This window comes from Bathymodiolus thermophilus thioautotrophic gill symbiont (assembly GCF_003711265.1).
Lineage (GTDB): Bacteria > Pseudomonadota > Gammaproteobacteria > PS1 > Pseudothioglobaceae > Thiodubiliella.
In genome coordinates this window covers 2,222,679-2,234,407 of record NZ_CP024634.1, presented here as the reverse complement: position 1 = coordinate 2,234,407, position 11,729 = coordinate 2,222,679, and the positions used below count along the sequence as shown (strand labels likewise).

Genomic DNA, 11,729 nt, shown 5'->3' with positions numbered 1-11,729 from the left:
AGATGCAATATTTTATGAAAACACTCAATCTTGATCTAGGCAACAAATCTTACCCCATTCACATTGGACAAGATTTGCTTACCCAAGCTGATTTGCTGACCCAGCACATCCAAGGCAGGCAAGTAATGATTGTGACTAACACCACAGTTGCCCCGCTTTATCTCGCCAAAGTAAAGGCTTTGCTTGCTCTTTTTACCGTGGCTGAGGTAATTCTGCCAGACGGCGAACAGTATAAAACCCTGGACACAGTCAATGAGATTTTTACCGCACTACTCACAGCCCGTTTTGACCGCTCTTGTACGCTTATTGCCCTTGGTGGTGGCGTGGTCGGCGATATGACGGGCTTTGCAGCCGCCAGTTATCAACGGGGTGTTAATTTTATTCAAATCCCGACCACACTACTGTCGCAAGTAGATTCCAGCGTGGGCGGCAAAACAGGGGTTAATCACCCACTGGGTAAAAATATGATTGGGGCGTTTTATCAGCCAAAATGCGTGTTGATTGATGTGGATACATTGGATACATTAGACGATAGGCAATATTCAGCAGGTATGGCTGAGGTCATTAAATATGGGTTACTTGGTAATGTGGATTTTTTGCTTGATTTGCAACAAAATATAGACGCTTTAATGCATCGTGACAAGGCTTTAATTATCAAAGCAGTGTATCAATCTTGCACCGACAAAGCCAATATTGTGGCACAAGATGAGCTGGAATCTGGCAAGCGTGCCTTGCTTAATTTTGGCCATACTTTTGGACATGCACTGGAAAATACTTTGGGCTACGGCACCTACTTACACGGAGAAGCAGTCTCTGTAGGAATGCTGATGGCAGCTGAATTATCCGCATTGGAAGGGCTGATTAATGACGAAGAAGTACAACAAATTAAAGGTTTATTGCAAAAAGCTCAGTTACCTGTATCTATCAACAGTAAAATAGACCATCAAGATTTTATGAATGCAATGCGTGTTGATAAAAAAGCCATTAATGGCGAAATTCGTCTTATTTTAATGAAAAAATTAGGACAGGCTTTCATCGGTAATGATTATCAGCAACACAATTTAGAGCAAGTAATTAAGGATTTTTTATGAGTGATACAGACAACAAAGATATCAAAGACGAGGCAGTGCATGAAGACGATGTAATGATTACGACCAAAATGTCTGATTTAGAAAAGATGTTGGAAAGTGTAGAATCGCACGCCGACAAACGCACAGACTCCAAATTTGAACGCTTTTTTGTGCCCTCTTTATTGGTGTTTTCACTCTTAGCATTCGGCGGTTTTATGATTATTTACTCAATCACCCAAGACATGACACGCCTAGCGAGCGCTATGGATCCAAAAATGGGCAGCAATATGTCTTCCATGGTGGTTAGCATTGATAATTTGTCAAAAAATGTGGCACAAATGAGCCAATCAGTCGAACAAATGCGACAAGATTTCTCCAGTGTTAGTAAAAATATGTCCGTTGTTGCTAAAAAACTTGATAATTTAGATGATATTTCTACCAATATGACACAAATTAACACCAAGATGAGCGCACTTAAACCAATGCTTGTAAATATGCAAAAGATGAACAGCAATATGATTGGCATGCAAAAATCAATGCAATGGATGCAAAAAGACATTTCACAACTCAGATCTTCTTTTAACAAGCCGATGCGTGTATTCAACGCCGTGCCTTTCCTATAATTTTTTTTATGATTGATAATACCGAACTCAAACAAATCGCTAATTTAGCCAAATTAACGATTGACGCTAATACTCAAAATGAAACCATCAAGGATTTAAACGCCATTTTAGACCTAGCCAAACAGCTCACTGAGATTGACACCAACGACATTACCCCAATGGCACACCCCTTACACATGACGCAGCGTTTGCGAGCAGATGAAGTTAGAGAGCAAGACCAATCAGCGTCTTTCCAAGCCATTGCCCCGAAAATTGGCAAACAGCATTATTTAGTACCCACCGTAATAGAATAAATCTTATGCACACAAAAACCATTGCCGAATTAGCACAAGGGCTAAAAAACAAAGAATTTTCCTCCGTTGAATTAACACAACACTATTTAAACAGGATTAACGCCTCAGACCTGAACGCCTTCATCACCGTTACCGACGAAGTAGCCTTGCAACAAGCACAAACAGCAGATGCACAAATTGCCAAAGGTGAAACCCCCATCCTAACAGGCATCCCTTACGCACACAAAGATATTTTTTGCACCAATGGCGTTAAAACCTCAGCAGCATCCAAAATGCTGGATAATTTCATCTCCCCGTATGATTCAACCGTTAGCCACAAACTCAATCAATCAGGTTTGGTTATGCTCGGCAAAACCAATATGGACGAGTTCGCCATGGGCTCAAGTAATGAAAATTCATTCTACGGCGCCGTTAAAAACCCATGGGATAAAAACAAAGTACCAGGTGGCTCATCTGGCGGTTCAGCCGCCGCCGTTGCCGATGGATTAAGCAGTTTTGCCACCGGCACCGACACAGGCGGATCAATCCGCCAACCCGCCAGTTTATGCGGCATCACAGGACTCAAACCAACCTATGGACGCGTTTCAAGATACGGTATGATTTCCTACGCCTCAAGCCTCGACCAAGCAGGCCCCCTGACCAAAACTGCACAAGACGCCGCCATGGTCTTAAACACCATCGCTGGATTTGACGAAAAAGACTCAACCAGCGTGGACAGAACAGTCCCTGACTACACACAAAATTTAAACGATTCAATCGAAGGCCTAACCATCGGCTTACCCAAAGAATTCTTCGCCGACGGCCTAGACGATGGCGTCGCCAAAGCCGTTATGGCAGCCGTCAAAGAATTTGAAACACTGGGCGCCAGCGTTAAAGAAATCTCACTACCCAATTCAAAATACGCCATCCCAACCTACTACATCGTCGCCCCCTGCGAATGCTCATCCAACCTATCCCGCATGGACGGCGTCCGCTTCGGCCACCGCTGCACCGACCCAAAAGACCTAGAAGACCTCTACCTACGCTCTCGCACCGAAGGCTTCGGCGAAGAAGTCAAACGCCGCATCATGATCGGCACCTACGCACTCTCAGCAGGTTATTACGACGCCTACTACCTCAAAGCACAAAAAACCCGCCACCTCATCAGCAACGACTTCAAACAAGCCTTCGAAACAGTCGATGTCATCATGGGCCCCGTTAGCCCCACCACCGCATTCAACCTCGGCTCATTCAAAGACCCAGTCTCAATGTACCTAGCCGACATCTACACCCTCAGCACCAACCTCGCCGGACTCCCCGGCATGAGCATCCCCGCAGGATTCTCACAAAAAATGCCCGTCGGCTTACAACTCATCGGCAATTATTGGTCAGAATCCAAACTCCTTAACATTGCCCATCAATTCCAGCAAGCAACCGACTGGCACACAAAAACCCCCGTATAATTAAGCAAATGACACACTGCATTAAAAAAATTAACATTAAACACTTTAAGTATTTTGATAATTTTGCAGTAGAAGGTTTGGCACGGGTTAATTTAGTAACGGGTAAAAATAATGTTGGTAAAACGGCGTTTTTAGAGGCGGTTCATACCAACACATCTGCATTAACACTGTCTTATTTTTATTTCTGTTTATTTGGCATTAAATATCGGAGAGAAAATATTAATATCCTAATTGATAAGGATGAAGTTGATGCTCGTTCATATTTGGAGCAAAATAATGGCTTTAATGTTGTTTCCGATGTTCATAAAACCACTGCTTTTAATATTAGCGAATATAACGGCATAAAAAAATATATTTTTGACCTTAACGAGCAAAGAACCACAGTTAATAGCAATGACTTTTCTTTTTCTAATAAAACATTAGAAAATAGTTATTTTATTGATAACTTTGGTGTTGTTAATAGTAGTATTATTCATGCTTTCTCCAAAATGCAGGAATTAGACCAAGAACAACTTCTTATTCAAGAGCTCACCAAATTTGATTCAAATATCACAGATTTTAAAATTATCAATGGCAAACCCAAATGCAAAATTAACAACGCATATTTAGAATTAACAGAATTAGGCGACGGCACTCAACACTTAATCTCTATCATTACCTTGTTATTTCAATGCAAAGAAGGCTATTTATTCATTGATGAGATGGACAATGGCATTCATTACCAACAACTAGATAATGTATGGCAGATTATCCTCAACATCTCAAAAAAACTCAAAGTACAAGTCTTTGCCACAACACACTCAAAAGAATGCCTAGAATCTTACGCCAGAGCCGCCGAACAATTACAAGACAAAGACATTGCCTTAATTGAATTAGGCAAAAGCGACGGAACATTAAAAAACATCGTCTTTAATTACGATCAAACCATTAAAAAAATCTCACAAGGCCTAGGAGTGCGTGGCTGGTGATAAGGATTATTTGTGAAGGCTTGGATGACAAAAAATTTATTATTCAATTACTCCAGCACTTAGAAGAAAATGGAGAATTAAACACCAAGCCTGAATATGCAAAATATATAGAAGTTACCAATGGAAAAAGTGATTTACTAAAATCAAAAACACATTTGGGCACAACCCAAGAGATAACTGCAGGAAAAATCAAAAAAATACTGTTTGTTTTTGATGCCGATTTTATAGCAGATAACAAATGTAATGGTTTAGAAGATAGCCAAAAATGCATTGAAGATTTAATTCAAAAACTAGGCTGGAATATTACGACAGATTACCACATCTTTGATAAAAATCTTGATGATTTCATACTAAAAACACTAGACAACAAAGCCGATTTTGAAGCCTGCGAACAATGCTTTAAACTTAAAAAACTAAATAAAAACCGAAAAATCCTCACCTGTATTTACCAAAAACTATACCCAACAAAACCCTATGACTTTTCACACCCAAACTTTAACGAACTAAAGCAGAAACTAATCACTCTTTTTAAAAAATAAAATACATAAAATGGCGTGTGAAGTTAAGAGAAATATTTGGAATAATTCATTAATTAAATTTTTAACAAGAGTGGCAAAGCGCTAGAAACCCACACTCAATTTAATATAAAATCTAAAAAATTATCAGCAACACCACACCTTAAACTAGGAAGAAATCAAGTCAAAGCACAACTTGAGTTATAACCCTCAAGTTGAGACGAATATTTTTAAACAAATACAATACCTTTGTAATAAAGATAGAAGATTAACAAAATTCAATTTCTGTTTAATTGGCAATTCTTCAAACCAAATCTTCAGTAAGTTTTCTTTTAGAGCGATTTAAAAATAGCATATTCAAATTCTCTTTTTAAGACCCCTGCATTAAACTAAAAAACCCAACAAAAAATCACAAATCAACCCTCAAAACCTTATGCAAACATTAGCATTTATGATAAAATACTATAATTATCAGACACTTACAAAAAAATGCGAGTTAAAACCACTCAAGAACAAACCTTTGCTGATAGTTTTATCAACATACCAAACTCCCAACTAGACATCATTAACAAAGTTATCGATTGGGAAGTTATAGCCAAAGATCTGTCTCATATTAAAGTTGACTATTCTGCTGTTAGTCTGTTTAAAGCGCTATTAATAGGCACATGGCACAATCTCTCTGATGAGAAGTTGGCTGATAGTCTTAGTAGAGATTTAGTCTTTATTAACTTTTGCAACTTTAGCCTAAGTGGCAACAAACCTGATGCTACAACCATTGGCAGATTTAGAACCAAACTAATCAAACAAAATCTATTTGATAGACTTTTGAGTAGCATCAATCTTATGCTTGAGAATAATCAACTCAAACTCTCTAATGGCAAACATGTTGCCATGGATGCAACCTTAATTCAAAGTGCTAGACGCACTAAGAAGATTATTACAACACACAAAACTGGTGAGGTTTATGAGATTGATAGTAACCCAATTCAATATTCAGATGATAAAGATGCAAGATGGACATTTAAGGCGGGAAAATACACTTATGGATATTCATCAGTAGTAACAACTGATGCCAATGGATTAATTAACAAAGCCACTACGCACCCTGCTAATGATAGTGAAATGACTCATTTTGAAGAAAATGTTAAACAGGCAGGCAATCAAAAAGGCGTAAGAGTTTTATACGACAAAGGAGCAGCCTCTCAAGCTAATAGTGAAGCACTTAAAGCACAAAAGTTAAGAGATGGTATTATGCGCAAAAAACCCAAAGGCAAGCAAATGAGTCATTGGAATAAATTACGCAATAAAGCAATCAGCAAAAGAAGGTTTGTGGTTGAACGCACCTTTGGTACGCTCAAACGCACTTATGGTTTGGCAAGAAGTCGTTATATTGGTTTAGAGAAAGTTGCCAGCGAAGTTAATCTTAAAGCTATTGCTTATAATCTAGTTAGAGCGGCGAATGTTTATATTAACAAGGGATTAAATACAACCTAGGGATTATTGTGTCTTTTTTGTGGAAACAGTACAAAAAAGAGTAAAAAATGAGCGATTTATAGTTGATATTGATGATTTTTTTAATGAAAGCTGGGTTTTATATGTTTTTTGACTTTGAAAAGTCAAAAATTGAGGGTTTTGGGTTTTGATGGTTGGTTTTAGGGTGCTATGCAGGGGTCTTTTTTTATGTAATATGCATTCCCAAGCAGAGCTTGGGATGAGAATGGTGTTTGTATTTATACAAAGCTTTTGATGTGTGCATTATTTATTTTTTACTGAGTTGGAGCCAAATTTTTTAACATTATCCATCAATTCTAACAAGCATCGGATTGCACTCAAAAAAATACTGTCATTTTTTTTGCCAAATTACTGTTAAAATTAATAGAGTTTTTTTACCTAAAAATATGTATGAGCAATACCTTTACAATTGGCAGACACGGTTCTTTTCAGCTTCGTTATGGCTGGATAACAAAAGGTATTCAGGCAATACAAACTCAAAAGTCTCGCAAAATAGCTGATGTTTTTACTTCGGATGATGCAACAGTTAATTTAGGTGTTGGTAAAAATATGGTTGCTGCTATTCGTTATTGGCTAATGGCAACTAAAGTTATAGACAATGAATCAATCACTGAATTTGGCGAATTTTTAAATAAGAATGATGCTTATTTAGAGGATGACGCTTCTTTGTGGTTGTTGCATTTAGCGCTTGCTCAAAATAAAGAATTGTCAACTTCAATTTATTGGTTGTTTAATCACTTTCATCAAAACGAATTTAGTGCAGAAGAGGCAGGAAGTGCTTTTTTGTCCTATGCAAAAGAAAACAACTGGAAGGGGTCGGAAAAAACGCTAAGAATGGATATCCAGGTAATTCTAAGAATGTATGCACCACACAAATCAGCAAAAACTCAAATAGAAGATATGCTAGAATCACCTTTATCTTTACTGGGTTTAATCAAACATTTTGATGGAAAATACCATTTCTCTTTTGACCCAAAAAATACCCCAATTGAAGTTATTGCTCACAATATTGGTGATCAATTTAAAGGCGACAAGCCTGTTTCTATTCACGATTTAATGTATGGTGATAATGCATTTGCACCCGCTTTAAAAATAAGAGAAGATGAGTTAATCGCTATTTTAGAAAAAATCACACAAAAATATGGCGATTATCATTTAAGAGAAGATGCAGGTGTCTTTCAGTTGCATAAAAGCACTACTATTGACACTTATAAATGTTTAGAAGAATATTATGCGGCTTAATGAATTAATCTCTGTTAAGACAACGCTAACCAAATCTATTAATTTAGATAGAGATAAGTCAGCCAAAGAATTGCTAGAAAGTTATGTTTTAACTTCAACAGCGATGCAAAATATTCAAAATGTCATTAACGCACAGAAAAAGACCAATGGCAATAAAGCATGGTCGCTGATCGGTTCTTATGGTTCAGGAAAATCATCATTTGCCCTATATTTAAGTCATTTACTTGGCAATCCAAAAACAGCACTTAGTAAATTAGCGTGTAAAAAATTACGCACAGACAACGCTAATTTTGCAATCAATATTAGTAAGCACCTAAAAAACTCTAACGGCTATTGTGAGGTATTAATTACAGGCAGCCCAGATTCTCTTATTACAGTATTCTTAAAAACATTAAAAATAAGCGTTATTGATTATTATGAGACATTAGATATAGCAGACGACACAAGTTTAACGGCGATTGATAAATTATTATCCAGTAACAAGATATCACCATCTAAAGTAAGTAATTTAGTTGTCAATGTTCAAAATAATATTCAAAATAATGGTGGCAAAGGATTGCTAATTGTTATTGATGAGTTGGGTAAGTTTTTAGAGTATTCGGCTCGCCATGAAAGTGATGATATTTTCTTGTTGCAGACACTTGCAGAGGCAACTTATAATAACAATATTTTATTGTTTGTTTTGCTGCACCAATCTTTTGAGCAATATGGCAAAAATTTAAACACCAAGCTTAAAAATGAATGGACAAAAATACAAGGCAGGTATGAAGTTTTATCATTTGTAGAAACCATCACCCAATCGTTACATATTATGGGGCGAGTTTTTCAAAATCAATTAAGCGAAATACAACTAAAGCCCATACAAGCCGAAATAAAAAACACAGTCAAAGTTTTGCAAAAAAACAATTTGTTACCTGTTTCACTTGATACAAAAACAGCCCATCATTTATTTGAAAATTGTTACCCATTGCACCCAATAACAGCCTTATTATTGCCTACTTTATGCCAAAAAGTGGCACAAAATGAAAGGACTTTGTTTAATTATTTAGGTGGCTCAGAACCCTTGTCATTAGTTAAAAAACTAGACGAGCTGACAGTAGGGGAATTTGTCCTACCAGCAGATATTTTTGATTATTTTTTAACAGGTCAAATACTAACCAATGATTTGCAAGTGCAAAGAACAGTGGTTGAAGCCAATAGTGCGATAGAGCGGTTTTCAGCAAGCAACACAGAAGAAATGAATTTGCTTAAAACCATTGGCTTGTTAAATGTCATTAGCAAAATTCCAGCATCAAAGTCATTGTTGAAGTTATGCGACAGTCTTTTTGAGGAAAATATTCAAAACCTTGAAAAGCAATCAATTGTTTATTACCGAAAATTTAATAATGAGTATCGAGTATGGCAAGGTAGTGATTTTGATATAAATGCTGAATTAAACAAGCAAGAAGTGCAATTATGCACATTAAATGTTGCAGACAAATTAAATGAAATCTCAGTTTTTTTGCCATTCGTTGCAAAAAAATATTCTATTGAACATCACAGTTTATTTTATTTTGAACCACTTTTTATTAATGTATCAGCATACAAATTGCAAGCTAAACAGTATACAAACCCAAGAATTATATTTTGCTTAAGTGACACTTCAAAAGACCAAGAAACCTTTGAAACCAAGTTAGTGCAGTATTTTTCACAGCAAGATATTTGCGTTTTGCTAAACAACAGCGAGCAAATCAAACAAGTTATTAAAAACCAAACGGCTTTAGAGTATATAAAAATGCATAACTCAGTTATCCAACAAGACCCAGTAGTGCAAAGAGAGTTTAAAGCATATGCAGCCAATGTTGAAAAAGAAGTAACCAATGAACTTAATAAAATTGTAGAAACCCCTGCAGATTGTTGCTGGTATCAAAATAAAGTCCAACAGTCCATAAACAGTAAAAGAGGCATTCAAAAGTTACTTTCCGAAACCTTGGCAGATATTTACCCCCAAACCCCAATTATCAAAAACGAGCTTATTAATAGAAACCGCCCATCAGCTCAAGCGAATGCAGGTCGCAAGAAATTATTAATAGCACTATTAAATAATTCTGATAAACAAGATTTAGGTATTGAAGCATATCCCGCAGAAAAAAGCATGTATAGGGCTATCTTAGAAAGTAGTGGCATGCATCAAAAGACAGGAAAGGTTTGGAAGATTGCACCACCTACTAAAGATAACTCAAATTATTTAACAGTGTGGAACAAAATAGAAAAGTTTTTCAATAATGCCAAAGAACAAGCGCAAAATCTTTCCACTTTAGATGAAATTTTAACCGCACCCCCCTTTGGCATTAAAAAACCAGTATTACCTATTTTTTATATCGCAGTTTATTTGTCTAATAAAGATGAAATTGCCGTTTATGAAGACCGTTTTTATGTGCCGTATTTCACAACCGAACATTTAGAGCGTTTTTTAAAACGCCCAGATACCTTTACCTTTCAGCAGTTCAAAATAGAAGGCGTTACCCAATCATTTTTACAAGAATATGAAAACAGTTTGCTGAATGGTAAAAAAGCACCAAATGCATTAAAACTGTTTCAAGCAATAGCAGTATTTATGAAAAATATCCCACCTTATACCAAGCAAACTGAGAGTATTTCCAAGGTAGCGCAAAAAGTAAGAGATGCCTTTAAAAATAATAAAAGCCCCCAAGACTTATTATTTAGAAAATTGCCAGAAGTGTGTGGCTTTGATAACAATACTGCCGATGGATTTGGCGAGGTAATAAAAACTGCTTTGCAAGAAATTAAAAACGCTTATCCAGCGATGCGTGATAAGCAAATAAATATACTTGCGTCTAAATTAGATGAAAGCAAAAAAGAAGCAATAAAGCCAAAACTTATTTCTTATGGGTGCGCCTTGAGCAAGTACTCTTTTAATAACGAAGTTGAAGGTTTCATAAAAAATATTAGTTGTGATTCTGACAATCTTGATGAGTATTTAGAGAGAATTTTATCGGCACTTATTGACAAGCCTATCAATAATTGGAGCGATCAAAATGCCGTTATGGCAGAAAAGTTATTGATAGAAAATATAAATTTGGTTGTCAATTTATATGCTGTACATATACAAAACTCTAATCTTAGTCATGAGGACGAAAAAATTAAAAATGAGATCTTAGAATTATTAGGAAGGACGAAAGATAAATTAGGCGTGGTAGGTGAATTGGTAAAAGAAGCGGATAATAAGATAGTCACTCAAACATTAAGAGTTATTTAGAAAATGGCTAAAAAGATAAGACATGTATTGGGTATTTCAGGTGGCAAAGACAGTGCAGCCTTAGCAATCTACCTCAAACAGCAGAATAAAATCCCTGAGATAGAATATTTTTTCACAGATACGGGGGTGGAGTTGCCTGAAATTTATACTTTTTTGGATAAATTACAAATTTATTTAGGCAAGAAAATAAAAAAACTGGGAAGTGAAAAAGATTTTTTTCATCACCTTAAAATGAAAGATGGAATGCTACCATCGCCGCAACAACGCTGGTGTACCAAAGATATGAAATTAGCCCCTTTTGAAGAGTTTATTGGTGATGATGAATGCATTTCTTATATTGGCATTCGTGCCGATGAAAATCGCGAAGGTTACATTAGTCGTAAAAAAAATATTAAACCAATTTTCCCCTTTATTGAAGATGGTTTAGTCAGGGAAGATATTTTTAACTTATTAAGGGAAACAGTAGGTATTCCTAAGTATTATGAATGGCGTAGCCGCTCAGGCTGTTTCTTTTGTTTCTTTCAGCGTAAAGAAGAATGGCTGGGTCTGGCAGAACGACATCCTAAAGAGTTTGCGAGAGCGGTCGAAATGGAAAAGCAAGAGGGTGGCAAAGGTTATACTTGGATTCAAGGAATAACGCTTGAAGAGTTAGTTGAGCAGAAAGATGAAATTCTGGCGAGCAGCAAAAAAAGAAAAAAACAGCTTGCAGAGAAAAAAGATAATCGCTCTTGGCAAGATATTTTAATAGAAGACGGGCGGGATGACGAAGATCAGGCTTGTTTGATTTGTAGTTTGTAGAAAGGAA

General features: G+C 36.4%; 10 protein-coding genes. All 10 read left to right on the top strand.

Annotation, left to right across the window (positions count from 1 at the left end; all coding sequences use genetic code 11):
• The first annotated feature begins 14 nt into the window (after positions 1 to 14).
• The 10 genes from aroB (at position 15) to MS2017_RS07720 (ending at position 11,722) form a co-directional block, all read left to right on the top strand.
• Positions 15 to 1,091 carry a 3-dehydroquinate synthase gene (gene aroB / locus MS2017_RS07765; RefSeq protein ID WP_122951834.1) on the top strand — a complete coding sequence of 359 codons (1,077 nt, stop codon included), beginning with the start codon at positions 15 to 17 and terminating at the stop codon, positions 1,089 to 1,091.
• Positions 1,088 to 1,693 carry a hypothetical protein gene (locus MS2017_RS07760; RefSeq protein ID WP_071564672.1) on the top strand — a complete coding sequence of 202 codons (606 nt, stop codon included), beginning with the start codon at positions 1,088 to 1,090 and terminating at the stop codon, positions 1,691 to 1,693. The genes aroB and MS2017_RS07760 overlap by 4 nt, the downstream gene beginning before the upstream one ends.
• A gap of 8 nt (positions 1,694 to 1,701) precedes the next feature.
• A complete protein-coding gene (gatC, locus tag MS2017_RS07755; protein WP_071564671.1) occupies positions 1,702 to 1,986 on the top strand; it encodes an Asp-tRNA(Asn)/Glu-tRNA(Gln) amidotransferase subunit GatC in 285 nt (94 codons plus the stop codon).
• A 5-nt stretch (positions 1,987 to 1,991) separates the two neighbouring features.
• Positions 1,992 to 3,428 (top strand): Asp-tRNA(Asn)/Glu-tRNA(Gln) amidotransferase subunit GatA, encoded by a 1,437-nt coding sequence (gene gatA / locus MS2017_RS07750; protein WP_122951833.1) that lies wholly within the window; start codon positions 1,992 to 1,994, stop codon positions 3,426 to 3,428.
• A gap of 8 nt (positions 3,429 to 3,436) precedes the next feature.
• Positions 3,437 to 4,396: an AAA family ATPase gene (locus tag MS2017_RS07745; RefSeq protein WP_122951832.1), complete on the top strand. Its 960-nt coding sequence runs from the start codon at positions 3,437 to 3,439 to the stop codon at positions 4,394 to 4,396.
• Entirely contained in the window at positions 4,393 to 4,935 is a 543-nt protein-coding gene (locus MS2017_RS07740) for a DUF3226 domain-containing protein (protein ID WP_122951831.1), read from the top strand. The genes MS2017_RS07745 and MS2017_RS07740 overlap by 4 nt, the downstream gene beginning before the upstream one ends.
• 465 nt (positions 4,936 to 5,400) lie before the next feature.
• Entirely contained in the window at positions 5,401 to 6,405 is a 1,005-nt protein-coding gene (locus MS2017_RS07735) for an IS5 family transposase (protein ID WP_122950936.1), read from the top strand.
• 408 nt (positions 6,406 to 6,813) lie between these two features.
• On the top strand, positions 6,814 to 7,665 hold the full coding sequence (locus MS2017_RS07730; RefSeq protein WP_122951830.1) for a DUF4007 family protein: 852 nt from the start codon (positions 6,814 to 6,816) through the stop codon (positions 7,663 to 7,665).
• Positions 7,655 to 10,924: a DUF6079 family protein gene (locus tag MS2017_RS07725; protein ID WP_122951829.1), complete on the top strand. Its 3,270-nt coding sequence runs from the start codon at positions 7,655 to 7,657 to the stop codon at positions 10,922 to 10,924. The genes MS2017_RS07730 and MS2017_RS07725 overlap by 11 nt, the downstream gene beginning before the upstream one ends.
• A gap of 3 nt (positions 10,925 to 10,927) precedes the next feature.
• Positions 10,928 to 11,722 (top strand): phosphoadenosine phosphosulfate reductase family protein, encoded by a 795-nt coding sequence (locus MS2017_RS07720; protein ID WP_122951828.1) that lies wholly within the window; start codon positions 10,928 to 10,930, stop codon positions 11,720 to 11,722.
• The last annotated feature ends 7 nt before the right edge of the window (positions 11,723 to 11,729 follow it).